Source organism: Rhodopseudomonas palustris (genome assembly GCF_003591005.1).
Lineage (GTDB): Bacteria > Pseudomonadota > Alphaproteobacteria > Rhizobiales > Xanthobacteraceae > Rhodopseudomonas > Rhodopseudomonas palustris_K.
This window is the reverse complement of record NZ_QYYD01000017.1, coordinates 46,742-72,616: the sequence shown is the minus strand read 5'-3', so window position 1 is coordinate 72,616 and position 25,875 is coordinate 46,742. Positions and strand designations below refer to the sequence as shown.

Annotated in this window: 27 protein-coding genes; 14 read left to right on the top strand and 13 right to left on the bottom strand. The window is 66.5% G+C overall.

All coding sequences use genetic code 11. The features are described from left to right. The first annotated feature begins 218 nt into the window (after positions 1–218). From D4Q52_RS16910 to D4Q52_RS16875, 8 genes are all read left to right on the top strand, one after another. A complete protein-coding gene (locus D4Q52_RS16910; protein WP_119857740.1) occupies positions 219–602 on the top strand; it encodes an AtpZ/AtpI family protein in 384 nt (127 codons plus the stop codon). 69 nt (positions 603–671) lie between these two features. Beyond that, positions 672–1,418, top strand: coding sequence for a F0F1 ATP synthase subunit A (locus D4Q52_RS16905; protein WP_119857739.1), 747 nt, complete (start codon positions 672–674; stop codon positions 1,416–1,418). A 48-nt stretch (positions 1,419–1,466) separates the two neighbouring features. Next, the gene (locus D4Q52_RS16900) at positions 1,467–1,694 is read left to right on the top strand and encodes a F0F1 ATP synthase subunit C (protein WP_009796340.1); all 228 of its coding nucleotides are present in this window, start codon (positions 1,467–1,469) and stop codon (positions 1,692–1,694) included. 55 nt (positions 1,695–1,749) lie between these two features. Then, positions 1,750–2,304: a F0F1 ATP synthase subunit B' gene (locus D4Q52_RS16895; protein ID WP_119857796.1), complete on the top strand. Its 555-nt coding sequence runs from the start codon at positions 1,750–1,752 to the stop codon at positions 2,302–2,304. Between the two features lie 5 nt (positions 2,305–2,309). Then, entirely contained in the window at positions 2,310–2,801 is a 492-nt protein-coding gene (locus D4Q52_RS16890) for an ATP F0F1 synthase subunit B (RefSeq protein ID WP_119857738.1), read from the top strand. 368 nt (positions 2,802–3,169) lie between these two features. Beyond that, positions 3,170–4,000, top strand: coding sequence for an acyl-CoA thioesterase (locus D4Q52_RS16885; RefSeq protein WP_119857737.1), 831 nt, complete (start codon positions 3,170–3,172; stop codon positions 3,998–4,000). A gap of 77 nt (positions 4,001–4,077) precedes the next feature. After that, the gene (gene rocF / locus D4Q52_RS16880) at positions 4,078–5,061 is read left to right on the top strand and encodes an arginase (RefSeq protein WP_119857736.1); all 984 of its coding nucleotides are present in this window, start codon (positions 4,078–4,080) and stop codon (positions 5,059–5,061) included. A gap of 252 nt (positions 5,062–5,313) precedes the next feature. Further along, complete coding sequence (locus D4Q52_RS16875) at positions 5,314–6,936, top strand: ABC-F family ATP-binding cassette domain-containing protein (protein WP_119857735.1); 1,623 nt, start codon at positions 5,314–5,316, stop codon at positions 6,934–6,936. A 183-nt stretch (positions 6,937–7,119) separates the two neighbouring features. Here the strand turns inward: D4Q52_RS16875 and D4Q52_RS16865 are convergent, their stop codons facing one another. After that, complete coding sequence (locus D4Q52_RS16865) at positions 7,120–8,313, bottom strand: DUF2125 domain-containing protein (RefSeq protein WP_119857734.1); 1,194 nt, start codon at positions 8,311–8,313, stop codon at positions 7,120–7,122. Between the two features lie 170 nt (positions 8,314–8,483). On the opposite strand from D4Q52_RS16865, the gene D4Q52_RS16860 reads away from it, so the two are divergent. Then, positions 8,484–9,062, top strand: coding sequence for a gamma-glutamylcyclotransferase (locus D4Q52_RS16860; RefSeq protein WP_119857733.1), 579 nt, complete (start codon positions 8,484–8,486; stop codon positions 9,060–9,062). A 78-nt stretch (positions 9,063–9,140) separates the two neighbouring features. Here the strand turns inward: D4Q52_RS16860 and D4Q52_RS16855 are convergent, their stop codons facing one another. The 4 genes from D4Q52_RS16855 to ftsE all read right to left on the bottom strand — a co-directional run bounded on the left by D4Q52_RS16855 (position 9,141) and on the right by ftsE (position 12,484). Next, positions 9,141–9,947 (bottom strand): lysophospholipid acyltransferase family protein, encoded by an 807-nt coding sequence (locus D4Q52_RS16855; protein ID WP_119857732.1) that lies wholly within the window; start codon positions 9,945–9,947, stop codon positions 9,141–9,143. A 12-nt stretch (positions 9,948–9,959) separates the two neighbouring features. Further along, positions 9,960–10,682, bottom strand: a complete 723-nt coding sequence (locus D4Q52_RS16850; protein WP_119857731.1) for a YdcF family protein — start codon at positions 10,680–10,682, stop codon at positions 9,960–9,962. Between the two features lie 151 nt (positions 10,683–10,833). Then, positions 10,834–11,832: a cell division protein FtsX gene (locus tag D4Q52_RS16845; protein ID WP_119857730.1), complete on the bottom strand. Its 999-nt coding sequence runs from the start codon at positions 11,830–11,832 to the stop codon at positions 10,834–10,836. Next, positions 11,825–12,484 (bottom strand): cell division ATP-binding protein FtsE, encoded by a 660-nt coding sequence (gene ftsE, locus D4Q52_RS16840; RefSeq protein WP_119857729.1) that lies wholly within the window; start codon positions 12,482–12,484, stop codon positions 11,825–11,827. The genes D4Q52_RS16845 and ftsE overlap by 8 nt, the downstream gene beginning before the upstream one ends. A 144-nt stretch (positions 12,485–12,628) precedes the next feature. Between ftsE and D4Q52_RS16835 the strand changes: the two genes are divergently transcribed. Both D4Q52_RS16835 and D4Q52_RS16830 read left to right on the top strand, forming a co-directional pair. Then, entirely contained in the window at positions 12,629–13,510 is an 882-nt protein-coding gene (locus tag D4Q52_RS16835) for an MJ0042-type zinc finger domain-containing protein (RefSeq protein ID WP_119857728.1), read from the top strand. Between the two features lie 102 nt (positions 13,511–13,612). Then, complete coding sequence (locus D4Q52_RS16830; RefSeq protein WP_119857727.1) at positions 13,613–13,987, top strand: response regulator; 375 nt, start codon at positions 13,613–13,615, stop codon at positions 13,985–13,987. Positions 13,988–14,309: 322 nt separating this feature from the next. Here D4Q52_RS16830 and D4Q52_RS16825 read toward each other — a convergent pair whose 3' ends face one another. The 4 genes from D4Q52_RS16825 to argH form a co-directional block, all read right to left on the bottom strand. Next, on the bottom strand, positions 14,310–16,883 hold the full coding sequence (locus tag D4Q52_RS16825) for a TIGR02302 family protein (RefSeq protein ID WP_119857726.1): 2,574 nt from the start codon (positions 16,881–16,883) through the stop codon (positions 14,310–14,312). A 562-nt stretch (positions 16,884–17,445) separates the two neighbouring features. Beyond that, entirely contained in the window at positions 17,446–18,711 is a 1,266-nt protein-coding gene (lysA, locus tag D4Q52_RS16815; protein ID WP_119857724.1) for a diaminopimelate decarboxylase, read from the bottom strand. Between the two features lie 6 nt (positions 18,712–18,717). Beyond that, a complete protein-coding gene (gene lptM, locus D4Q52_RS16810; RefSeq protein WP_119857723.1) occupies positions 18,718–18,972 on the bottom strand; it encodes an LPS translocon maturation chaperone LptM in 255 nt (84 codons plus the stop codon). 91 nt (positions 18,973–19,063) lie between these two features. Further along, a complete protein-coding gene (gene argH, locus D4Q52_RS16805) occupies positions 19,064–20,449 on the bottom strand; it encodes an argininosuccinate lyase (RefSeq protein ID WP_119857795.1) in 1,386 nt (461 codons plus the stop codon). 113 nt (positions 20,450–20,562) lie between these two features. On the opposite strand from argH, the gene tlpA reads away from it, so the two are divergent. Beyond that, positions 20,563–21,228 carry a thiol:disulfide interchange protein TlpA gene (gene tlpA / locus D4Q52_RS16800; protein WP_119857722.1) on the top strand — a complete coding sequence of 222 codons (666 nt, stop codon included), beginning with the start codon at positions 20,563–20,565 and terminating at the stop codon, positions 21,226–21,228. A gap of 105 nt (positions 21,229–21,333) precedes the next feature. After that, complete coding sequence (locus tag D4Q52_RS16795) at positions 21,334–21,684, top strand: DUF1428 domain-containing protein (protein ID WP_119857721.1); 351 nt, start codon at positions 21,334–21,336, stop codon at positions 21,682–21,684. 15 nt (positions 21,685–21,699) lie between these two features. On the opposite strand, the gene D4Q52_RS16790 is transcribed toward D4Q52_RS16795, so the two are convergent. Beyond that, a complete protein-coding gene (locus D4Q52_RS16790; protein ID WP_182915345.1) occupies positions 21,700–21,900 on the bottom strand; it encodes a hypothetical protein in 201 nt (66 codons plus the stop codon). 23 nt (positions 21,901–21,923) lie between these two features. Further along, positions 21,924–22,769 carry an NAD(P)H-dependent oxidoreductase gene (locus tag D4Q52_RS16785; RefSeq protein ID WP_119857720.1) on the bottom strand — a complete coding sequence of 282 codons (846 nt, stop codon included), beginning with the start codon at positions 22,767–22,769 and terminating at the stop codon, positions 21,924–21,926. Between the two features lie 93 nt (positions 22,770–22,862). Between D4Q52_RS16785 and D4Q52_RS16780 the strand changes: the two genes are divergently transcribed. Beyond that, entirely contained in the window at positions 22,863–23,777 is a 915-nt protein-coding gene (locus tag D4Q52_RS16780) for a LysR family transcriptional regulator (protein ID WP_119857719.1), read from the top strand. A gap of 107 nt (positions 23,778–23,884) precedes the next feature. On the opposite strand, the gene D4Q52_RS16775 is transcribed toward D4Q52_RS16780, so the two are convergent. Next, a complete protein-coding gene (locus D4Q52_RS16775; protein ID WP_119857718.1) occupies positions 23,885–24,766 on the bottom strand; it encodes a 3-hydroxybutyryl-CoA dehydrogenase in 882 nt (293 codons plus the stop codon). 157 nt (positions 24,767–24,923) lie between these two features. Continuing rightward, complete coding sequence (locus D4Q52_RS16770; RefSeq protein ID WP_119857717.1) at positions 24,924–25,874, bottom strand: electron transfer flavoprotein subunit alpha/FixB family protein; 951 nt, start codon at positions 25,872–25,874, stop codon at positions 24,924–24,926. Between the last annotated feature and the right edge of the window lies 1 nt (position 25,875).

Genomic DNA, 25,875 nt, shown 5'->3' with positions numbered 1-25,875 from the left:
GCGCAAGCCGGATCGTCGCGCGGGGCGCCATCAAACGCTGCGGACAAGTTATCGCAGGACGCGGCAAATCCTCAATAAAATCAGCCAAAACAACAATGTAATGGGCCGCGACCGAATCTTGACTTGCCAACAGGCGGTCAGTATGGTCCGCCCGGCTTTTCAAGGGTCACGGGGCGTTTACTTCACGATCAACGGCAGCTTTTTCGGGTCTCCACGACATGGCGGACGACACGCACAAGGGCAGCCGGCGGAGTGACGAGAGCAGCACCGGGTCGCCTGAGGAAGCTGCGCTTTCCGCTAGGCTCGGAAGCCTGGAACAACGACTCGCTCATTCGCGGGAGAGTCGGAAACTCCAGTCTGATCAATCCGGTTCAAGTGAAGACGGACCTGCCAAAGCCTCGGCGATGGCGCTCGGTTTTCGCCTGTCCTCCGAATTGGTCGCGGGCGTTCTCGGCGGAGCGGCTCTCGGCTGGGGTTTCGATCGTTTGTTGTCGACCTCTCCCTGGGGCCTCATCGTGTTGTCGCTGGTCGGTTTCATCGCCGGCGTGATCAACGTGATGCGGGCGGCGGGAGTGATGGCGAAGCAGTCCGAGCGGCTCTGAACGGGACCGAAGTGCACACCATCGTTCGAATCCCGCGCAAGCTCGCGACACCGACAGACTGAGAAACGAATGGCCGCCGATCCGATCCATCAGTTCCAGATCACCAAGCTCTTCTCCCTCGGTCACATTGGCGGACAGGAAATCGCGTTCACCAATTCGTCGGCCTACATGTTCGGCACCGTGGCGGTGATCGCCGCGCTGATGCTGGTGCCGGGCCGCCAGCTGGTGCCGGGCCGCATGCAGTCGGTCGCCGAGCTGTCCTACGAATTCGTCGCCAACATGATCCGGTCGACCGCCGGCAAGGAAGGCCTCAAGTTCTTCCCGCTGGTGTTCTCGCTGTTCATGTTCATCGCGGTGTCGAACCTGATCGGCATCATCCCCTACACCTTCACGGTCTCCAGCCACCTGATCGTCACCGTCGCGCTGGCGATGCTGGTGTTCCTCACGGTGCTGATCTACGGCCTCAGCAAGAACGGTCTGAAGTTCTTCAAGCTGTTCGTGCCCTCCGGCGTGCCGATCTACATCCTGCCGCTGGTGGTGTTCATCGAAGTCATCTCGTTCTTCCTGAAGCCGGTGTCGCACTCGGTGCGTCTGTTCGCCAACATGCTGGCGGGCCACATCGCGCTGAAAGTGTTTGCGAGCTTCATCGCGATGCTCGGCGCGCTCGGCGTCGTCGGCTGGTTCGGCGCGGTGCTGCCGCTCGGCCTGACCATCGCGCTGACCGCGCTCGAACTGCTGGTCGCGTTCCTGCAGGCTTATGTGTTCGCCATCCTGACTTGCATCTATCTCAACGATGCAATTCATCCGGGTCACTAACGGCCCATTCCTCGACGTCAAACCAAAACCCCAACAGGAGTTCGTTACATGGATCCGATTGCCGCGAAGTACATTGGCGCTGGTATTGCCTGCATTGGCATGGGCGGCGCTGGCGCCGGCGTGGGCATCATCTTCGGCAACTACCTCGCCGCTGCGGTGCGTAACCCGTCGGCCGCTCAGGGTCAGTTCGGCAACCTGATTTTCGGCTTCGCGGTGACGGAAGCGCTCGGCATCTTCTCGCTGCTGATCGCGCTGCTGCTGCTGTTCGCCCTCTAAGATCCAATCCGGTCGCGCCGCTGAGGTCGTGACCGGCCCCGAACAGGAGAAGCCCGTGGCTACAGGTCCTGGCGACGCCAAGGGAACCACTGCTCACACGGCGGCGGACGGCCACAAGGCCCCGTTTCCGCCGTTCCAGCAGGAAACCTTCGCTTCGCAACTCGTGTCGCTGGCGATCGCGTTCGTCGCGCTCTACCTGATCGTGTCGAAGATCGCACTGCCGCGCGTCGGCGGTGTGATCGATGACCGTCAGAAAGCCATCGAGGGCGATCTCGCAGCCGCGCAGAAGCTGAAGGCCGAATCGGACGAAGCGCTGAAGGCCTACGAAACCGAACTGGCCCAGGCCCGAGCCCGGGCGCAGGCGATCGGCGCGGAAACCCGTGACAAGCTGAATGCGCAGGCGGAAGCCGAGCGCAAGACGCTGGAAGAACGGCTGGCGGCCAAGCTCGCCGATGCCGAGAAGACCATCGCTGCGACCCGCGCGACTGCGATGGGCAACGTTCGCGGCATCGCCGCCGACGCCGCCTCCGCGATCGTGCAGCAGCTGTCGGGCGTGACGCCGGACGGCAACGCGGTCAACAGCGCGGTCGACGCGTCGCTCAAAGGTTGAGGCTGATGGAAATCTTCGCTGAAGCAGAAACCTGGGTCGCCATCGCGTTCATCATCCTGATGGGCCTGTTCGCCTATCTGGGCGTGCACCGGACGGTGATCAAGGCGCTCGACAATCGTCGCGACCGGATCAAGGCCGAGCTCGACGAGGCCCGCAAGCTCAAGGACGAAGCCGCCAAGCTGCTCGCCGACTATCGCGCCCGCCGCGCCCAGGCCGAGCGGGAAGCCGAAGCGATCGTCGCCAGCGCCAAGGCCGACGCCGAACGCATCGCGGCCGAGTCCAAGACCAAGCTGGAAGACTTCGTCGCCCGCCGCACCAAGACCGCGGAAGGCAAGATCGCGCTGGCGGAGGCTCAGGCCGTCGCCGACGTCCGCGCCGCCGCAGCCGAAGCCGCCGTCTCCGCCGCCGCGTCGATCCTGTCGCAGTCGGTCAAGGGCCCGGTTGCCGACGACCTGCTGACCAAAGGCATCCAGGACGTCCGCAGCAAGCTCAACTGAGTTCGCACGAACGCTGAACCAACCAAGCCGGCGCGAGCAATCGCGCCGGCTTTTTTGTGACTGCCTCGCGGTGACTTGGCGCACCCTCCCCGCGCACAGCGCACCTCCCCCGTTTGCGGGGGAGGTCGACGCGCGAAGCGCGGCGGGTGAGGGCACTCCGATCCGCGCATCGCTGAGCCAGTGCCTGGGGCTCCCTCACCCCAGCCCTCTCCCGCAAGCGGGAGAGGGAGTGCGCTGCGGTTCAAGGCGGCCTCTTCGTGATCATATGATGGTCGGCAGCCATTGCGCGTTGGGTCGGTGCGGGGCAGATTGTGCTTTGCGGTAGGCATGAACAGCAACGCCCAAAAACAACAACACAGGGAGCGACCATGGACGCCAAGGTGGAGAGCGCGCATCCGTTCGACGTAGCAACGCAAGTCGCGCAGCGCGACGGGCGCTGGCAGGGGGCCACCAGCGACGATTATCACGCCTTTGTCGGCCAGTTCGGCGGCGCCACCGCGGCGACGCTGTTGCGGGCGTTGATGGCGCAGCAAGAGCGCGCCGGCGATCCGCTGGCCTTCACGGTGAATTTCTGCGCGCCGATCGCCGCCGGCGCTTTCGATCTGACGCCGCGGCTGATCAAGGCGACGCGTTCGACCCAGCATTGGGGCATCGAACTGACGCAAGAGGATGGCGACGTCGAGGCCTTCGCCACCGCGGTGTTCGCACAGCGGCGCGAGACCTGGACGCATCGGCCGACGCAGATGCCGCGCACCCTGCCCTATGACCAAGCGCCGGTGTACTCCCGCGAAGGCGTCGCGGCCTCGTGGGTGCGGCAGTTCGAATTCCGCTTCGTCGAGAACGAGCCGAGCTTCGGCAGCGGCACGCAAGACGGCCCGGCCAGCGCGCATACCAAGGCCTGGATCGCTCACGCCGTGCCGCGCACACTCGACCTCTTATCGCTGTCGGCGATCGCCGACGCGTTCTTCGCCCGGATCTTCCATGTCCGCGGCGAATTGCTGCCGATCGGCACGGTGTCGATGACAACGTATTTCCACGTCGACGCCGACGACCTCGCCGCCGAACCGATCACCGCGGTGCTCGGCGTCGCCGACGCCAACGTGTTCCACAAGAGCTTCAGCGATCAGACCGGCGAGCTGTGGGCGCCCAGCGGCAAGCTGCTGGCGACCACGCATCAGATCACCTATTTCAAGGCCTGATCAGCACGGACGCACGGTCGTCATCCGGCGCGGCTACGCGGTTGTCTGACCTGCGCTCCTCTTGAAAGGCGCCGCGCATGACGCCCTCCTCTTTGCTTCCGCCCGACCCAGCCCGCCGCGTCGCGCTGCTCGGCGTCCCGATCGAGATCGGCGCCGGCCTACGCGGCACGCTGATGGGCCCCGCGGCGCTCCGCACCGCCGGCATCGGCCGCGTGCTCGAGCAACTGCGCTTCACGGTCGAGGACCATGGCGACATGCCGCATCCGCCGGTGACGCGCAGCGACGATCCGGCGCCGGCCAACGCCAATTACTATGACGAGGTGAGGAGTTGGGTCGGAGCGATCTCGGCGCGCGCTTACGATCTCGCCAGAACCGGCGCCGTGCCGCTGTTCATGGGCGGCGATCACAGCCTGTCGATGGGCTCGATCAACGGCGTCGCGCGCCATTGGCAGCAGCAGGGCAAACCGCTGTTCGTGCTTTGGTTCGACGCGCATGCCGACTACAACACGCCGGCGACGACGATCAGCGCTAACATGCACGGCATGTCGGCGGCTTTTTTATGCGGCGAGCCCGGGCTCGATCATCTGCTCGGCGCTGAGCCGCGGGTTTCGATCCCGCCGAGCCAACTCGATCTGTTCGGCATCCGCTCGATCGATCCCTTGGAGAAGGAACTGGTGCGCGCTCGCGCCATCCCGGTGGTCGACATGCGGGCGATCGATGAGTTCGGCGTCGCCGTACTGATCCGCCGCATCATCGACCGCGTCCGCGCCGCGGGCGGCGTGCTGCATTTGTCGTTCGACGTCGACGTGCTCGATCCCGCGGTGGCGCCGGGCGTCGGCACCACCGTGCCCGGAGGCACGACCTATCGCGAAGCGCACCTGGTGATGGAGCTGCTGCACGATTCCGGGCTGGTGCGTTCGGTCGACGTCGTCGAGCTCAACCCGTTCCTCGACGAGCGCGGCCGCACCGCGCGTGTTGCCGTCGAGCTGATCGGCAGCCTGTTCGGCATGCAGATCAGCGACCGCGTGACGCCGAGCAACGCGGTGCTGCCGGAGGGGTGAGTGCTCTCCCCGCGCGCTCATCCTTCCGGAATGAGCGCCCTCCCCGCGGTCGTCATTCCGGGGCGCTCGCCCTTGCGAGCGAACCCGGAATCTCGCAGTTGTGGAAACGGCCGAGTCGCAGAACACTGCGGGATTCCGGGTTCGCGCCGCTTCGCTGCGCGCCCCGGAATGACGTGCGTGGATTGTGCGCGTCTGGCGCATTGCCTCTGTTTCCGCTAAACGCGCCGCAGCATTTTAACGCGCTGTGAGCCCATGATCCGTCTCGACAATATCTCCAAGCAGAACGCCCACCAGATCCTCTACATCGAGGCGTCCGCGACGCTGCTTCGCGGCGAGAAGATCGGTCTGGTCGGACCCAACGGCTCCGGCAAGACCACGCTGTTCCGGATGATCAAGGGCACCGAGACGCCCGACGAGGGCCAGGTCTCGGTCGATCGCGGCCTGACCATCGGCTATTTCAGCCAGGACGTCGGCGAGATGTCGGGCCGTAGCGCCGTGGCCGAGACCATGGAGGGCGCCGGCCCGGTCAGCGAAGTCGCGGCCGAGCTGAAGCAGCTCGAGGACGCGCTCGCCGACCCCGACAAGGCCGACGAGATGGAGCAGATCCTCGAGCGTTACGGCGAGGTGCAGCACCGCTTCGAGGAGCTCGACGGTTACGCGCTGGAAGGCCGCGCCCGCGAGGTGCTGGCCGGCCTGTCGTTCACCCAGGAGATGATGGACGGCGACGTCGGCAAACTCTCAGGCGGCTGGAAGATGCGCGTGGCGCTCGCCCGTATTCTCTTGATGCGCCCCGACGTGATGCTGCTCGACGAGCCGTCGAACCATCTCGACATCGAAAGCCTGATCTGGCTCGAGCAATTCTTGCGCGGCTTCGAAGGCGCGCTGCTGATGACGTCGCACGATCGCGAGTTCATGAACCGCATCGTCAACAAGATCATCGAAATCGATGCCGGCACGCTGACCAGCTACTCCGGCAACTACGAATTCTACGAACAGCAGCGCGCGCTCGCCGACAAGCAGCAGCAGGCGCAGTTCGAGCGCCAGCAGGCGATGCTGGCCAAGGAAGTCGCCTTCATCGAGCGCTTCAAGGCGCGCGCGTCACATGCCGCGCAGGTGCAGAGCCGGGTCAAGAAGCTCGACAAGATCGAGAAGGTCGAGCCGCCGCGGCGCCGCCAGACCATCGCGTTCGACTTCCTGCCGGCGCCGCGCTCGGGCGAGGACGTCGTCAGCCTCAAGCGCGTATCAAAACGTTACGGCAGCCGGACCATCTATGAAGGGCTCGACTTCCAGATCCAGCGGCGCGAGCGCTGGTGCGTGATGGGCATCAACGGCGCCGGCAAGTCGACGCTGCTCAAACTGGTGACCGGCTCGACGCCGCCCGACGACGGCAGCGTCGCGCTCGGCGGCAGCGTCAAGATGGGCTACTTCGCGCAGCACGCGATGGACCTGATCGACGGCGAGCTCACCGTGTTCGCCTCGCTGGAAGAATGGTTTCCGCAAGCCGGGCAAGGCTCGCTCCGCGCGCTCGCCGGCTGCTTCGGCTTCTCCGGTGACGACGTCGAGAAGAAGTGCCGGGTGCTCAGCGGCGGCGAGAAGGCGCGGCTGGTGATGGCCAAGATGCTGTACGACCCGCCGAACTTCCTGGTGCTCGACGAGCCGACCAACCATCTCGACATCGCCACCAAGGAAATGCTGATCAAGGCGCTGTCGGATTTCGAAGGCACCATGCTGTTCGTGTCGCACGACCGGCATTTTCTGGGCGCGCTGTCGAACCGCGTGCTGGAGCTGACCCCCGACGGCATCCACAAATACGGCGGTGGCTACACGGAGTATGTGGCACGAACCGGCCACGAGGCGCCGGGGTTGCATAGTTAGTTACCCGATAGTTAGTTGCCGCGAGGCGCGGCTTCTGCTCCCCTCCCCCTTGCGGGGAGGGGTCGAGGGTGGGGTCCCCAGGCACGGTGCCCGCGTCGCCCTCACCCCAGCCCTCTCCCGCAAGCGGGAGAGGGGGCGCGCTGCGGTCGGGGCGGCGCTTACTTCAACAGATCACCAAGATGCTCAGAACAGCGGCTTCATCTGCGCGACCTTGATCGGGCCGAGCATGACGGCGCCGTCGACGAAGCGCAGCGGAAAGGCGCGGGCGGGGCGGCCTTCTAACGTCGCTTCCTGGCCGAGAGCCTTGATGCCGGCGGCGACGCCGACATTGGCGTTCTGACGGACGATGCGGCCGAGGCCCGGGATGGCGCGGTCGAGTGCGCCAAGCATGTTGTTGACGTCGCCCGCGCGGACGCCCGGCGCCAGCCGGTCGATCGTCGATTGCGACACGCCCTCTTCCAGCACCTTGTCGATGCCGAGCTTCGGCACGACCTGGTCGAGCCCGGCCACCACCATCTGCAGTTCGCCGTCGACATTGCCGGTCGGCGTCAGGCCGAGCGCGCCGATTGCGGTGGCGATGGTCTCGCCCTGCTGCAGCCGTGCCTGGGTAATCTCGATCCGGCCGCCGGCGGCCTGCAATTCGCGGAAGCGTTGCGGCCACGGCTTCGGCCGGAAATCCCGGAGCCCGCTCAGCACCACGCGCAGATGCGCGTCGAACAATTCGGCGAGCAGCGGATGCACGTCCTGGACGCTGGCGGCCTCGAACTGCAAGTCGGTCACGATCCGCGGCGCGGCGCCGGCCGGGCCTTCGAGCTGGCGGGCGTGCATCTCGACATGGCGGGCGCGGGCCAACGGCAGCGGCGCGGCGCCGCCGAGCCGGTCGAGCGCCGGCGCTTCGAACACCAGCGACACCCGTTGCGGCGGCCCCGGAAGGCCGGCGGCACTGCTGCGCGCGGTCGCCCAGTTGAGCTGCAGCGACGGCGGCTGGCCGCGATCGGCGAAGATTGCAGGGCCCTTGAACTCGGCGATCAACAGGCTCGGCTGATAGATCTGGGACACCACCAGAATCTCGCCAAGCTTGGCCGTCACCGGCGTCTGGCTCGCGACCTGCTCGGCGGTCTGCGCCGTCAACGCCACGCTGGCATCGGTGCAGCGGACTTCGAGGCGGAACGGAAAACCGGCGATCGAGCGGTCGCCGCAATCATAGGCGCGGCCGGCGGCGGCTTCGCGCGCCCGCCACGAATCGACGATACGGTCGACCTGGGCGACGGAGAAGAACCAGAAGCCGGTCCAGGCGATCGCCGCGACGAGCAGCAGCGCCGGCAGCAGGAACAACGGCCACAGCCGGCGGCGGGTGGGAAGCGTGTGATCGGTCATCGAGCCTACTTAGAGTGTGCCCCCGAAAAGGCAAATCGCGGGACCGGCCCATAGCCTCCGCCGCGAAAGCGCTGACATTGACCGGCACGATGCGGTAGACACGGAATTTGTCATTTGCGCGAAGTCTTGCCTCGAAGTCGTGCTCCTTGAGTCCCTGAAGTCTTGCCCTGATGTCCGCCAAGATCCTGACCGATGCCGAACTCACCGAGGGCGACCTGTGGGTGTTCGGCTATGGGTCGCTGATGTGGCGGCCGGGGTTCGACTTCGTCGAACAGCAGCCGGCACGGCTGATCGGTGAGCATCGGGCGCTGTGCGTGTATTCTTTCGTGCATCGTGGCACGCCTGAGCAGCCTGGGCTGGTGCTTGGACTCGACCGCGGCGGCGCCTGCCGTGGCATCGCCTTTCGCGTTGCCGACCAGCACCGGGCGCAGACGGTGGCTTACCTGCGGGAGCGCGAGCAGGTCACCAGCGTATACCGTGAGGTCAAGCGCTCGGTGTGGCTGGCGGATGATCCGCGGCGGCGGGTCAGCGCGCTGGCCTATGTGGTGGATCGCGGCCATGCGCAATATGCCGGCCGGCTGACACCCGCCGAACAGCTGCGCCTGGTCCGCCAAGGCCACGGCCGCTCCGGCCCCAACCGCGACTACGTGTTGTCGACCGTGCATTCGCTCGAAGCCCAAGGCTGCCGCGACCCGCATCTGCACCGCCTCGCCGAAGCCCTGCGCGACGAAACGCCGCCGCATCGCTGAGTCAGCGCCTGGGGCGCCCTCACCCCAGCCCTCTTCCGCAAGCGGAAGAGGGAGCGCGCTGCGGGTGGGGAGAGGTGGTTACTGGTTGCTGGCGGTGCGGTCGGGCACTGCGGGCGCGTCGACGGGCGCTGTGCTCGGCACGCCGCCGAACAGCGCTTGTTGTTCGCGCCGGCCGGCTTCGATCAGGCGCTGGCTTGCGGTTTCGATGCGTTCGCTGACGGTGTCGAAGAATTCGCGGCGCGACATCCCCGCGGGCAGCGGATCGAGGAATTCGACCACGATCGTGCCGGGGTAGCGCATGAACTGCCGGCGCGGCCAGAACAGGCCGGAGTTCAGCGCCACCGGCAGACACGGCACGTTGCAATCGGCGTAGATCTGCGCGATGCCGGCCTTGTAGCGCGGCGGCGCGCCGACCGCGGTGCGGGTGCCTTCCGGAAAGATGATCAGCTGCCGGCCGCGATTGACTTCCTCACTGGCGCGCAGCGCCATTTCCATCAGCACGCGACCGCCCTTCTGGCGGTTGATGGCGATCATGTCGGCCTTGAGCAGCAGCCAGCCGAAGAACGGAATCCAGGTCAGCTCGCGCTTGAGGATGTACAGCGGCTCGTCGAAATGCTGCAGCAGCGCGAACGTCTCCCACATCGACTGATGCTTGGGCGCGACGATCAGCGGACCTTTCGGAATTTTCTCGAGGCCGCGGAATTCGACCCTGGTGCCGCACACGATGCGCATCAGCCAGATGCTGCTCTGGCCCCACATCTTGGCAACCTTGATCAGCGCGCGGCGGGGCAGCAGGAAGGTCGGGATCGCCACCAGGATCCAGAACACCAGCAGCAGATAGAACAGCACGTTGTAGATCAACGAGCGGACGAAAATACGCGTCATCAAACGATCCGGTCAGTTGGCGAGCGCCGTCGTCGGCTTATGCGCAGACGGCTCCGGCGCTTGCTCCGACGCCTCAGGCGCGATCTCGATCCCCAGCCGCGCCAGCCGCACCCGCGCTTCGACGGCGAGATATTTGGCGTATTCGGATAGCAGCAGCCGCATTGTGGCGCCACTGCTCCACCACACCTCGTCGCGCCACTTGTCGCCGATCACCGAGAACGGGATCAGTTCGATGTCCGGCATCGCATGCGACATTTCGACGATCGCGCGCGGCATGTGATAGTTGGAGGTGACAACGATCAGCGAATGAAAGCCGCGCTCGCTCGCCCAGCGCTTGGTCTCGGCGGCGTTGCTGCGGGTGTTGACGGCAGAGCGGTCGAGATCGACGCAGCAGCCGAACCAGTCCTTGCTCTCCGGCACCGAGCGCGAGATGTCGCTGGCCCCGTTGGTCCGATGCACACCCGAGATCAGCAGCCGCTTGCCGTAGCCGGAGGCCAGAAGGTCGACGGCGTCCGACACCCGCGACGAGCCGCCGGTCAGCACCACGATACCGTCTGCGACGCGCGACGGCCTGGCCTCCTCGACCCGCAGCTGCATCAGGAATGCCACGAAGCCGCCGGCGCCCACCAGCCCAAGCGCCAGCACCGCCAACGCGGCGGCGCGGAGCATCCCGAACCGGCGCCGCGGCCGGGCCGGGCGCAGATCGGGCTGGAGCTGGGCAGAACGCGGATCCATTGGATGCCGATATAACCTCGATTGCGAGCTTTCGATGCAGCTTCGTTGGTCGAACCCGATCGCCGAAAACTGTCCGGACTCTAGTGCCTTTTCGGGCGAAAGGGAGTCGGAGCCTCCAACTCAGGACCTGCCCGGCGGCGCACCGCCGCCGTCATTCGATCGAATTCAGCGTGCTGAACAGCGTCCGCCGCGATGCCAACGCCGTAATGGCGGCAATCAGCACCGCCTGCCCGGTTAGCGCCAGATACCCCATCGGGCGCAGCGAGAAGGTCCCGAGCAGCGCCGCAAACTGGTCACCGACGGGCGTCCCGGAAAACCACGTCGCAACCGATTCCGAGAAGCCGAACACGAACACCGCGGCGCCACCGCCGATCAGCCCGCCCTGCAGGCCGAGCATCAGAAAGTGGCGGAAGAACCGATCGGCAATGAAGCGATCGCTGGCGCCGACGAAATGCAGCACCTCGACGATCGGCCGATTGGCCGCCATCGCGCCCCTCGTGGCGAACGATACCGAGATGATGGTGGCGATGATCACCAGGGCCAGCACGCCGATCCCGGCGAACACCGTGGCGCCGGTCATCGAACGCATCCGCTCAATCCAGGCGCGATGGTCGTCGACGCTGGCGCTCGGCACGGCCTGAGCAATGCGGCGGCGAAGATCCTCGAGGTCAAGCGTGGTGCCGGGCGCGATGCGCGCCACGATCACTCGCGGGACCGGCAGATCGTCGAGCGAGAGGCCGCTGCCGAGCCACGGCTCCAGCAGCTTGGCGGATTCTTCCTTGGTGAAGGGCTGCACCTCGACGATGCCGGGCTGACTGCGCACCAGTTCGGCCACCGTCGCGGAATCGCGATCGAGGCTGCGGCCCTGCACCGGGCGGACCTGCACGGTGAGTTCGCTGGCGACGTCCGACTGCCATTCCGCCGCCGAGGCGCTGACCAGCAGCACCACGCCGGTGGTCATCGAGGCGAGGAACGCCATGATCGCCACCACCGCCACCAGCGCGCGGCCGGCGATCGACGCCCGCGGCACGATCGGCGAGGCGTTGCGGGCGCGCGCCGGCACCTGCGGCCGCTCGTCGCCGAGATCGACCATTGCGTCGCGCGGGTCGGAGCGGGGGCGCGACGGCCGGTTGGGCGGCGGCTTATTCATAGACGTGCAGCCGGCCCTGATGCAGCACCAGGCGCCGCGCCTCGTACTGGTCCATCAGGGTGATGTCGTGGGTGGCAATGACCACCGCGGTGCCGGATTTGTTGAGCTCGATGAACAGCCGCAGCAGCCGGCGGCCGAGCGTCGGATCGACATTGCCGGTCGGCTCGTCGGCGAGCAGCAATTGCGGCCGGCCGATCACCGCGCGCGCGATCGCAGCGCGCTGCTTCTCGCCGCCCGACAGCACCGGCGGCAGCGCGTCCATCCGCTCGCCGAGCCCGACCCATTTCAACAGATCGATGACTTCCTTGCGATAGCTCGCCTCCTCGCGCCCGGTGACACGGAACGGCAGTGCGACGTTCTCATAGGTGGTCATGTGGTCGAGCAGCCGGAAATCCTGCAGCACGATGCCGATGCGCTGGCGCAGCGCCGAGACTTCGTCCTTGGTCAGCAGCGACACGTCGTTGCCGAACAGATTGACCAGCCCGCGCGTCGGCCGCAGCGACAGGAACAACAGACGCAGCAACGACGTCTTGCCGGCGCCCGAAGGGCCGGTCAGAAACTGGAAGGAATGCGCCGGGATCGCGAAATTGAGATCGCGCAGGATCTCCGGACCGAGCCCATAGCGCAGGCCGACATTTTCGAAGCGGACCACGGTTCAGCTCCGAGACCGAGCGACACAACAAGCCAGGGCAACGCGCGCCGTCTGCCCTCTCCAAGGTTGTGAGGCGGTTATGGTTTCCGGTTCGTTAACGGACGCCGGATAGGATCGAGCGAGGACCACAGCCAGCGATTCGTCATGCATATCGTTTGCCCTCATTGTACGACATCCTATGCGATCGATCCGGCGAAACTGGGCGACAGCGGCCGCACCGTGCGTTGCTCGCGCTGCAAGGAAGTCTGGCTGGCCCATCCCGAAGACGTGATCCAGACCGACGCGCGTGTCGCGGCGATGACGGTGGAAGACAAACGCCCCACCGACGATCTGGCAGACGATCCGGGCTGGGGCGTGACCGAGGATGAACACGAGACGCCGGTGGTCGAAAGCCCGCCGATCGCGGCGGAGATTCCGTCGCCCGACGAGCGCGACGTGTTCGGCCAGCGGCAGGAGCCGCCCGCGGAGCCCGAACTGCCCGCCGGCCGCCAGCGCGGCCAGCGCTCGTTCGGATCGCGCCGGGCGCGCGGCTTCAGAGCGCTGATCGAACCGCTGAAGCAGGACCCGCTCGGAGCCATCAAATCGGTCATGACCGCCTCAATGGCCTGCGCGGCGTTCGGCGCGCTGGTGATGGCGCTGCTGATCTGGCGCGTCGACGTGGTGCGGATGCTGCCGCAGACCGCGACTTTCTACCGGCTGGTCGGCTTCGAAGTGAATCTGCGCTCGCTCGCCATCAAGGACGTCAAGATCAGCCGCGAGACCGTCGAATCCAAGCCGGTGTTGGTGATCGAGGGCACGATCATGGGGCTGGGCCGCAAACCGGCGGATTTGCCGCGGCTCCGCTTCGTTGTCCGCGACGACCGCGGCACCGAGATCTACGCCTGGAACGCCGTGCTGGAGCAGACCGTGCTGCGGCCCGGCGAGCAGGCCTGGTTCCGGTCGCGGCTGGCGTCGCCGCCCGCCGAGGCTCGCACCATCGACGTGCGCTTCTTCAACCGGCGCGATATCGCCACCGGCGGCGCCTAGAAGGTTTTCGTCGAAGACAGCCGAGCCCGATGCCTGGACGCTGCGATGATGTGCTTTTCGAACGGCCGGCCGCACTAAGGGCAGCAAGCCTAGGATCCTGGAATGTCGCGTATCCTGATCGCCGATGACGAAGAATCGATGCGCCTGCTGGTGGCCCGCGCCATCGCGCTGGATGGCCACGACATCACCACCGCCGAGGATGGTAGCGAGGCGCTGGAGATCCTGGTCGAGAGCGCCGGCCGGTTCGACCTGCTGCTGACCGACATCAAGATGCCGATCATGGACGGCATCGCTCTGGCACTCACCGCCGCGCGCGACTTCCCCGACCTCACCATCCTGCTGATGACCGGCTACGCCGACCAACGCGAACGCGCCTCCGGCCTCGACGCCATTGTCCACGACGTCGTCACCAAGCCCTTCTCCGTCACAGACATCCGCACCGCCGTCGCCAACGCGCTGGCGGCGAAAAAGAACTAACCCTCAGCGTTTACAACAAGCGTCCACCCCAAGCACAACGCGCCCCGTTTCCCGCAAGCGGGAGAGGTTGCGTCGTGCGGGGCGCGAGGCTGCCGTCAACAACGCTGCCGATCAGCAATGCTTCGATCAACCTTGATAGATTAACGATGCGCCTCCTCCGCTCCGCAGCGCTCCCTCTCCCGCTTGCGGGAGAGGGCTGGGGTGCGCCCCAGGCAGTGACTTAGCCATGCGTTGAGAGGAGTGCCCTCACCCGCCGCGCTGCGCGCGTCGACCTCTCCCGCAAGCGGGAGAGGTGCGCCGTGCTCGGCGCGAGTTAATTGCTCTAATAATCCTTCAGCAGGCGCTCGATGTAGTCGAGTTCGATCTGCGGACGGTTGGTGTCGCCGAGGCGGCGGCGGAGTTCTTCGAGGATGCGGCGGACGCGCTGGACGTCGATCTCGCCGGGAATCTTCACCGACAGATCGTCGCCGAATTCGCGGCCCTTCAGCGGACGGCCAAGCGGATCGGTGTCGTTGCCGCTGCTCTGCTGACGGCCGGGTCGATTACCAGGCCCCTCGCCCTGCCCGGGCTGATCGCCCTGCTGCATCGCTTCGGCGAGCTTCTGCGCACCCTTGCGCAGCGCATCCAGCGCGCGGCCTTGGGAATCGACGGCGCCGTCGGCATTGCCTTCGCCGAGCCGGCCCTCGGCGTCGCCCATCGCCGATTCGGCCTGATCGAGACCGCCGTCGCCATCGCCCTGCTCGCCTTGCTGACCCTGGCCTTGTTGTCCCTGCTCGCCCTTCTGACCCTTCTGGCCGCGCTGACCCTGCTGACCCTGCTGGCCCATGCCGCGCTTGGCGAGCTCCTGCTGCAGCTTGCGCAGACGCTCCTGCAGGTTCTGCTGATCCTGCTGCAGATCGCCGAGATTCTGTTCGCCCTGCTGGCCGCGCATGCGGTCGCGGCGCTGATCCTGACCCTGCTTGAAGGTCTTGTCGCGCAACTGCTGCTGCTTGCGGATCATGTCGCCAAGCTCGTTCATCGCCTGCTGCATGTCGTCGTCGCCGCCCTGGCCGGGCTGCGCCATCTGCAGGTTCTCGAGCATCTGGGCGAGTTGTTCGAGCAGCTGCTTGGCGGCTTCCTTGTCGCCGGAGCGCGACAGCCGCTCCATGCGCTCGAGCATGTTATTGAGGTCCTGCTGCCGCATCACCTTGGTGTTGGGGTCGAGCGGGCGCGCGAGCTGCTGCGGGTTGTTTTTCAGCTGCTCGGCGAGCTGGCGCATGTAGTTGTCGAGCGCGGCGCGCAAATTCTCGGTGAGCTTCTTGATCTCCTCGTCGGAGGCTCCGCGTTCGAGCGCCTGCTTCAGCGCATCCTGCGCGGCACGCAGCGCCTTTTCGACGTCGGAGGTGTCGCCGTCCTCGATGCTCAGCGCCAGCGACCAGAGATTGGCCACGACCTCGCGCAGCTGCTCGTCGGTGCGGGCGCGCTCGAGCTGATCGGCCACGGTGTAGAGTCCGAGATACTGGCCGGCTTCCGGCGTGAACGCTTCCGGCGCGATCAGCAGCGCGTCGAGCGCCGTGTAGACGTCGCCATTCTTGTTCGCATCGAGCGCCAGGATGCGGCGCTGTTCGATCAGCGCGCGGGCCAGCGGCTTGGTGAACAGCCGCTCCGGCAGCCGCATCGTGTGCGGCTCGCTGCGGCCCTCATTGCCGGCCTCGTCCTTGGCGGTGAGCGTCAGCGTCACCTCGGCGCCCGCATAGGGATCCTCGCTGAGATCCTTGACGGTCTGGCCGACGCCGGCGCGGGTGCGCGCATTCGGCAGCGTCAACGGAAAATGCGGCGGCTCGAAGAGCGGCCGCGGCGTGCCGGCCTTCTGCTCGGCGGACATGGTCGGCGCGATCACGCCGTAGGCGGCGACGACGCCGTAATCGTCCTCGATCTTGTAGGACAGCTGCAGCGAGCCGCGCGCTTGCCGCTCCGGCTCCTTGGCGAGCGCGATCGACGGCGGATGATCGGGCGTCGCCTTGAACGACCATTGCGGCTGACCGGACGGCGCGCGGACCTGCGCGGTGCCGTCGCTCGCGATCGTGAAGTGGCGCTCGGTGGTGCCCTTCGGCGCCTCGGCTTCGGACGCTGCCTCGGTCACGCCGCCGCTGACCGCGACGTCGAGATCGCCGCCGCTGGAGCGCACCAGCAGCTTCGAGCCGGCCGGCACCGGCAGCGCGGCATCGCTCGCGGCGAGATCGCGATTGGCGGCCGACAGGATGATCGGCGGCTTGTTGGTGTAGACCGGCGGCGTCACCCAGGCATCGACCCGGACGTTCGGGCCGGCCAGCGCGCCGTTCCAGTCGAACGCCGCCGCAACCCGGGCGCGGCGCTCCTCACCGGCGGCGATGAAGGTGGCGACCAGCAGCACGGCCACCATCGCGCGCAGTCCCCAGGGATCGTGCTTCGGCAGCCGAGGCGTCGGCAGCCCGGCGCGGATGCCGCGCAGCGTCGCCAGCGTGCGCTCGCGCTGCACCCGCCACAGCGCCTGCGCGACCGGATCGGTCGAGGCCAGCGTGTCGGTCAATGCGGTGGCGGGACGATGCTTCAGGCCTGTGTTGCGATCGAGCCGGGCTAGCGCATCGTCGCGGCTCGGCCAGCGGAACTTCAAGGCAGGATACAGTGCGACCAACGCCAACACGGCGAACGCCGCGAGGCCGATCATGCGGCCGCTGAACGGCAGCACCAGCCAAAGCCCGGCCCAGGACGCCGCGAGAAACAGGCCGACGACGCTCAGCACCCGGACCAGCAGTGGCCAGCTTCGCTCCCAGGCGATCGCGAAGGTCGCGCGCCGGAGCGACGTGTCCAATCGCAGCCGCGCCAACGCGTCTGGATCCTGCGGGGTCTGTGACGGGTCGGGGCTGCGGCCGCTCAACAAGCTCTCCGGGTTGTAGGTACGACAGCCTACCACAGCGGCGGCAATGAGGCACATCACGGGGACGGCCGCGGCCCCCTTGTCGCAGCACACGAATGCGTGACGCAGGATGCGGCAGCGTGGGGCCCACCGCGCATCAGCAGAACAGCTGACGACCTGTCGCGTCGCAAGTCGCGGGATCACCGCCTGGACGCCCTCACCCCGGCGCTGTCCCGCAAGCGGCAGAGGGGGAGCGGCGACGCCCCGGGACACGGCGGGCGCGTTAAGGTTGATAGGTTAGGTTAAGCAACAGTCTGCGTTGCCGACCGACGTCACGCGGATAATCTCGCGCCGTCGCACGTACCCGGCGGACGCCGCACGTTCCCGGCGGGATTGCACACGTGCGAACGGGACCGCCAGATTTTGTACTCCGCGTTCTGGCGGTCCCACTTCGCTTTCCAGTCCAGCTCAACTGCGGCTGAACTCGCCGTCCCGGCCAACGCCCCGTCATGCCCGCGCTTGTCGCGGGCATCCACGCTTTGAGCGTTCGCTCCGTCGAAGATGATACTCGTCGCGCCAGCGCTCATAGCCAGGGCGCAGGCTGATCCATCGCGATCAACTGCTCGACCTCGATACGCGGTCGAACCACCGCGTACTGATCGTCCTTGACCAGGACTTCCGGCACCAGCGCGCGGGTGTTGTAAGTACACGCCTGGACGGCGCCGTAGGCGCCGGCCGTCATGATGGCGATCAGGTCGCCGGCTTTCAGCTCCGGCAGCTTGCGATCGAGCGCCAGGTAATCGCCGGTCTCGCATACCGGGCCAACGACGTCGGCGACCATCGTGGCGCTGCCCGGCGCCGGCTCGGCCACCGGCAGGATCTCGTGATACGCCTCGTACAGCGTCGGCCGGATCAGGTCGTTCATCGCGGCGTCGATGATCACGAAGGTCTTGCCGTCGCCGTGCTTCACATAGATCACCTGCGCGACCAGGATGCCGGCATTGCCGACGATCATCCGGCCCGGCTCGAACAGCAGCGCGCAGCCCAGATTGTGCGTCACGCGCTTGACCATCTCCGCATAGGCGAACGGCTCGGGCGGCGCGTCGCGATCCTCGTAGTACGGGATGCCGAGGCCGCCGCCGAAATCGACGTGGCTGATGGTGTGACCGTCACCGCGCAGCACATGGACGAATTCGGCGACCAGCCTGAATGCCGCTTCCATCGGCGCCAGGTCGATGATCTGGCTGCCGATATGCACGTCGACGCCGCTGATCTGGATGCCGGGCAGCTTGGCGGCACGGGCATAAACCTCGCGCGCATGCGCCAGCGGAATGCCGAACTTGTTCTCGGACTTGCCGGTCGAGATCTTGGCGTGCGTGCCGGAATCGACGTCCGGATTGACCCGGATCGAAATCCTGGCGGTGCGGCCCATCTCGACCGCTAGCCGCGATAGCAGTTCGAGTTCAGGCTCGGACTCGACGTTGAGGCACTTGATGTCGTGGCCGAGCGCGGCGCGCAGTTCAGCCTCGGTCTTGCCGACGCCGGAGAACACGATCTTGCTCGGCGGAATGCCGGCCGCCAGCGCCCGCTGCATCTCGCCGCCCGACACCACGTCGGCGCCGGCGCCCAGCTTCGCCAGCGTTCGCAGCACCGCCTGGTTGGAGTTCGCCTTCATGGCGTAGCAGATCAGCGCGTCGGTCCCGGCGAAGGCTTCGCTGAACACGCGGTAGTGCCGCTCCAGCGTCGCGGTCGAGTAGCAGTAGACCGGCGTGCCGACCTCGCGCGCCAGCACGGCAAGGCTGACGCCTTCGGCGTGCAGCACGCCGTTGCGATAGTCGAAATGGCGCATCGCTAATCAGTCCAGCAGCGGGTCGAGAATGATGCGTTTCTTTTGGCCTTTGCCGGCGACCGGCGGCGCATTGGTGCCGTAGGACGGGTCGAACACGTCGCCTTTGGCGGCCGGCGCGGCAGACGCCGTCGGCGCGCCGGGCGTATCGGCGGCGCCGGCCGGAAGATCCAATCCGCCCTTGCGGCCGCAGCCCGCGAGGGCCAGCGTCGCCGCGGCGATCACAACAAGCGCCCATCGGGATGGGCCGGCAGTGCGGTTCACGTCGATTTCCCCAATTGCGGCGGCACCATACAAAGATTGCCGGGCTCTGGCGAGAGCCGGCGCGCAACACCGGGCGGCGGCCGACCCAGGATCAGCGGGATTTCTGCTCTTTTTCGAGGCGCTTGAGCCAGCTCTTGGCCTGGGCGCGAACGTTTTTCGGCGCGGTGCCGCCATAGCTGGTGCGGCTTTTCACCGAGGAGTCGACGCTGAGCACCGCCAGCGCGTCCTTGGTGATGCGCTTTTCCACCGCCTGCATCTCTGCGAGCGGCAGTTCGTGCAACGCCACCCCGGCCTTGGCGGCGAGGCCGACGATGCGGCCGGTGACGTGATGGGCGTCGCGGAACGGCATCTTCAGCGTCCGCACCAGCCAGTCGGCCAGATCCGTCGCGGTGGCATAGCCTTCGCCGGCGGCGGCGCGCATCTTGTCCGGCTCGGGCACGATGTCGCGGACCATGCCGGTCATGGCGCGGATCGCCAGCGACAGCGCCGCAAAGCCTTCCATGGCGCCCTGTTTGTCTTCCTGCATGTCCTTCTGATAGGCCAGCGGCAGGCCCTTCATCACGATCAACAGGCCGTTCAGCGCGCCGATGACGCGGCCGGTCTTGGCGCGGACCAGTTCGGCGGCGTCGGGATTGCGCTTCTGCGGCATGATCGACGAGCCGGTCGTGAACTTGTCGGAGAGCCGCACCAGTCCGACCAGCGGCGAGGTCCAGATCACGATCTCCTCGGCGAAGCGCGACAGATGCACCGCGCAGATCGACGCCGCCGACAGCGTCTCCAGCACGAAGTCGCGGTCCGACACCGCATCCAGCGAGTTGGCCATCGGCCGGTCGAAGCCGAGCTTCTGCGCCGTCGCATGGCGGTCGATCGGGAACGAGGTGCCGGCCAGCGCCGCGGCGCCGAGCGGACTTTCATTGAGCCGCTTGCGGGCGTCCTGGAAGCGCCCGCGGTCGCGCGCCGCCATCTCCACATAGGCCATCAGATGATGCCCGAAGGTCACCGGCTGCGCGGTCTGGAGATGCGTGAAGCCCGGCATCACGGTGTCGGCGTGCTCGAGCGCGCGCTCGGCCAGCGCGTGCTGGAATGCCGCCAGCGCCGCGTCGGTCTGGTCGAGCACGTCGCGAACATACAGCCGGAAGTCGGTCGCGACCTGATCGTTGCGCGAGCGCGCGGTATGCAGCCGCCCGGCGGCCGGGCCGATCAGCTCGGACAGCCGGCTCTCGACATTCATATGAATGTCCTCGAGCGCACGCTTGAACGTAAATTTGCCGGCGCCGATCTCTGACAGAATCGTGTCTAGACCCTTGCCGATATTTTTCGCATCGTTCGCGGTGATGATGCCCTGCGCGGCGAGCATGGCGGCATGGGCCTTGGACGCGGTGATGTCCTGGGCATAAAGATGCCGATCGACGTCGATCGAGACGTTGATCTCTTCCATGATGGCGTCGGGGCTCTCGGCGAACCGGCCGCCCCACATCTTGTTGCTTTGTTCGCCGCTCACTGCCTGCTGCTCACGATCATGCCCGCCTCACCTTTGCCTCAACCCCACCAGCCGGCGATTGCGTCCGCGCTGCCGAGTCCGAGTGCCCGATGACTGATAGCCGACCCGACCTCGTCCCGCCACGCCGCAAGGGCCGCAAGACGTTGATTTTGGCCGCGATGGCCGTGCTGGTGGTCGCCGGAGCAGCGGGGGTATACGGGATCGGCGCCCTGCAGCGCAATGCAGGCGATCCCACTTGCCGCCCCGCCGTCGCGCTGGCGCAGCAGCTGAAGCCGCTGACTCGCGGCGAAGTCGCCGCCGTGACGGTCGCGACCAAGCCGCTGAAGCTGCCGGATCTGGCGTTCGAGGACGGCAGCGGCCAGCCCAGGAAGCTGTCGGATTTCCGCGGCCGCACCGTGCTGGTCAACCTGTGGGCGACCTGGTGCGTGCCGTGCCGCAAGGAGATGCCGGCGCTCGACAATCTGCAGGCCAAGCTCGGCAGCCCGCAATTCGAAGTGGTGGCGATCAACATCGACACCCGCGACCCGGCCAAGCCGAAGAAGTTTCTCGACGACGAAAAGCTGACCAAGCTGAACTTTTTCAGCGACGCTTCGGCCCGGGTGTTTCAGGAGCTGAAAGGCGTCGGCCGCGCCCTCGGCATGCCGACTTCGGTGCTGGTCGACGGCGAAGGCTGCGAACTCGCCACCATCGCCGGTCCGGCCGAATGGGACAGCGCCGACGCGCAGGCCTTGGTGAAGGCCGCGCTGCCGAAGTAACTGCCGCGACAATCAGCCCCGGCAGTCGCGATGTCGGATTTCTGTACGCTCGATCGTCCTGCTGAGAGCCGCCTGCGCGGCGCAGACAGATCGGGAGGAGAACAGATGTCCTATGTCGACGGCTTCGTCGTGCCGGTGCAAAAGGCCAAGCTCGCGGACTACAAGAAACTGGCGCGCATGGCCGATAAGGTGTTTCGCGACCACGGGGCGATCGATTATCGCGAGTGGGTCGCCGACGACGTGCCGCCGGGCAAGATTACGTCGTTTCCGCGCAGCGTAAAGCTGAAGCCGGACGAGGTCGTGGTGTTTTCCTACATTGTCTACAAGTCACGCAAGCAGCGCGACAGGGTGATGACGAAAGCCATGCAGGACCCGCGGCTGGGCGGCATGGATCCGAAGCTGATGCCATTCGACACCAAGCGGATGTTCTACGGCGGCTTCAAAAAGCTGGTGTAGCAGTCGGCTGGAGAATCAGGCGGTGACGTTGAGGTTGCCGCCGACGCCGGCGCCGACATTGGCGAGCGACGGCGCTCCGCCCTGGCCGATGCCGAGCAATGTCTGCACCGTGTCGCGCTCCATCCGCGCGTTCGACGCCTGGATCGTCGTCGCGATCTGCATCTGCGTGCTCGACGCCTGCATCGCAAGCGCCGCACTGACCATGCTCATGTCCATGACCGCAACCTAGCGACGAGGCGTTAACAATCCTTGGCTTTGTCGCCCGCAGTCGTTCCGCGGTCGATAGCAGGATGCGCTGTCGGGCCCTCTCCGAGGTGGAGCGCAAAGCCATTCGTACCTGGAGCGCCCAGGCCGGCGCGCAGCTCCATGCTGGGGATCAGATAGTCGCCGCCGTTCTGGCGCCGGTACGGGATCGGCGGCGCGGTCGCCAGCGTGCGCATCCGTTCGCGCAGTTGCTCGGCTGTGGCTGCGAACTTCGCCTCGTCGATGCGGCCGGCCTGGTACGCGACGAACGGCGGCAGCACGTCGAAGCCCGGGTAGAACAGAATGCCGTGATTGATCGGAAACAGCAGGTCGTCGATTGGGCCGTTGACGCCGCGGGCGCCGTAGTGCGTCTCCCAGCCGCCGGTGGTGACGATCAGCATCGCGCGCTTACCGGCGAGGTTGCCTTCGCCATAGCGGTCGCCCCACCGCTTGTCGCTGTGCTCGCCGACCCCATAGGCGAAGCCGCGGGCATAGACGCGGTCAACCCAGCCTTTCAGGATCGCCGGCATGCTGAACCACCACAGCGGGAATTGCAGGATCACCGCGTCGGCCCAGCGCAGCTTGTCGATCTCGCCCTGGACGTCCGGCGTCAGCTCGCCGGCCTTGAACGCCGCTTTGGAGGCGTCGGAGATCGCCAGCCGCTCGTCGGCCGCGAGCGTGGGGAAATCGGCGCGGTCGATCGCCGCCTTCCAGCCCATGGCATAAAGGTCGGAGACCTGCACCTCATGGCCCAGGCACTGCAGCTCCGCGACCGCGACGTCGCGCAATGCGCCGTTCAACGAGCGCGGTTCGGGATGGGCATACACCAGAAGAACGTTCACGGCGGGCTCCTTGTTTGAACACTCGAAGCTTCGACGTAGACGCGCGACGACTATTCCAGAAGCCATTGGATTTCGATATCATTATGCCGAGAAATGGATAAATCAGCCGTCACGATCGAGCGCATCCGCACCTTCGTTCGGGTTGCCGAACGCGGCAGCCTGTCGGCGGTCGCGCGCGACCTGAATGTCGGCCAGTCCACCGTGACCCGTCAGTTGCAGGAGCTCGAGGCGGCGATCGGCGCGCCGCTGATGAGCCGGACTACGCGCCGGTTGACGCTGACCGAAGAGGGCAGCCGCTATTACGCCCGCGCGGTGCAGATCCTGCGGCTGGTCGAACAGGCCAGCGACGAAGCGCTCGGCTCATCGGGAGCGCCGGCCGGCACTATCCGGATGTCGTGCACGGCGTCGTTTGGCGTGCTGCACGCCAGCCGGCTGATCTTCGCGTTTCAGGCCCGCTATCCGGACATCGGCATCGATCTCGGCCTCACCGATCATCGCATCGATCTGGTCCGCGAGGGCGTCGACCTCGCGCTCCGCCTGGCGCCGCTCACCGACAGCTCACTGAAGCTACGGCCGCTCGGCCAGAGCCAACGTCTCATGGTGGCATCGCCGGACTATCTGGCGGCTCACGGCCGGCCGACGACCCCGCAGGATCTGTCGCGCCATCAAGGCATCCGCATGCTGAACGTTGCCGGCAGCGATATGTTGGTGCTCGAAGGGCCGGACAGTGAGACGCACCGCGTGCCGTTCGGCGGCCGGCTTCGAATCGACCATGGCCTTGTGGCCCGGGAGGCTTTGATCGCGGGGCGCGGCATTGCGGCGTCGCACCGCTGGCTGGTCCACGACTTGCTGGCCGACGGCCGCCTCGAAGTAATCCTGCCGGAGTATCGCCTGCCGCCGGTGCCGCTCAACCTGCTGATCGTGCCCGAGCGCGCCGATATCGCGCGCGTGCGGTTGCTGATCGACTTTCTGGCGGAGCAGATCAAGACCGTGCCAGGGATCGAATGAACGATGACCCCAGATAGTTCGTCATGCCCGGACTTGTCCCGGCCATGACGGAAGTAACTGATGATGACTTGCCGCCCGGTCTGGCAGGCCGGCAAGAAGCGCCGCGCTCAGCGCGTCGGGACCGGCTTCTCGCCGCGGTAGTCGTAAAAGCCGCGGCTGGCCTTGCGGCCGAGCCAGCCCGCTTCGACGTATTTCACCAGCAACGGGCACGGCCGATATTTGGAGTCGGCGAGGCCCTCGTGCAGCACCTGCATGATCGACAGGCAGGTATCGAGGCCGATGAAGTCGGCCAGCTCCAGCGGGCCCATCGGATGATGCGCGCCGAGCTTCATGGCCGCGTCGATCGCCTCGACGTTGCCGACGCCTTCGTACAGCGTGTAGATCGCCTCGTTGATCATCGGCAGCAGAATGCGGTTGACGATAAAGGCCGGGAAATCCTCCGAAACCGCGATCTGCTTGCCGAGCTGAGCGACGAACGCCTTGGCGGTTTCGAATGTCGCGTCGTCGGTGGCGATGCCGCGGATCAGCTCGACCAGCTCCATCAGCGGCACCGGATTCATGAAATGAATGCCGATGAAACGCTCCGGGCGGTCGGTCGAGGCGGCGAGCCGGGTGATCGAGATCGACGAGGTGTTGGAGGCAATGATCGCCTCGGGCTTCAGCGTCGCGCACAGGTCGTGGAAGATCTTGCGCTTGACCTCTTCCTTCTCGACCGCGGTTTCGATCACCAGATCGCAGTCCGCCAGGCCTTCGAGTTGTTCGGTCGCGGTGATGTTTGCGAGCGCCTGCTTGCGCTGCTCGTCGGTGATGACTTTCTTGGAGACCTGTCGCGACAGATTGCCGTTGATGGTGGCCATTGCCGACTTCAGCCGATCGGCCGCGACGTCGTTCAGTACCACGGCGAAACCACCGAGCGCGGCAACATGCGCGATGCCGTTGCCCATCTGCCCCGAGCCGATTACGCCGACCTTCTTGATTGTGAACGCCATCTGTCATCTCGTTGAGGCTCGGTCGCGCAACGCGCCTGACCGGCCTATGGTGGCCTTGTCCGCACCGGGCATCCGCCGGCTGGAGAGCAGTATCGCAACAACACTTATAATATGACAACGGATCCGGCCGTGGCCGGATCCGTCTGCCAGCTGGCGATCACTTGCCGAGCTTGCCCAGTTGTTCGGTCAGTTCCGGCACCGCCTGATACAGGTCGGCGACCAGGCCGTAATCGGCCACCTGGAAGATTGGCGCGTCCTCGTCCTTGTTGATCGCGACGATCACCTTGGAGTCCTTCATGCCGGCGAGATGCTGGATCGCGCCGGAAATGCCGATCGCGACATAAAGCTCCGGCGCCACGACCTTGCCGGTCTGACCGACCTGCCAGTCGTTCGGCGCGTAGCCGGCGTCCACCGCGGCGCGCGAGGCGCCGACACCGGCGCCGAGCTTGTCGGCGAGCGGTTCGATATATTTGGTGAAGTTCTCCCGGCTCTGCATCGCACGGCCGCCGGAGACGATGATCTTGGCCGAGGCCAGCTCCGGACGATCACTCTTGGCGACTTCCTCGCCCACGAAGGTCGACAGGCCGGGATCTTCCGCCGCCGCCACGGACTCCACGGTGGCGCTGCCGCCCTCGCCGGTCGCCTGGAAGGTCGAGGTGCGGACGGTGATGACCTTCTTGGCGTCCTTCGACTTCACGGTCTGGATCGCGTTGCCGGCATAGATCGGCCGCTCGAACGTGTCGGGCGCCACGACCTTGATGATCTCCGACACCTGCATCACGTCGAGCAATGCTGCGACGCGCGGCATTACGTTCTTGAAGCGGGAGGTCGCTGGCGCCACGAGGGCGTCGTAGTTGCCGGCGAGCGAGACGATCAGCGCGGCCATGGGCTCGGCAAGATCGTGCCCATAGGCCGGACCTTCGGCGACCAGCACCTTGGCGACGCCCTGCAGCTTGGCGGCGGCTTCCGCGGCCGCCTTGGTGCCTTCGCCGCCACCGGCGACGAGGACGTGAACTTCGCCACCCAGCGCAGCGGCCGCAGTCAGCGCCTTGTTGGTCGCGTCCTTGAGCTCGGCGTGGTCGTGTTCGGCAATCAGCAGCGTGGCCATA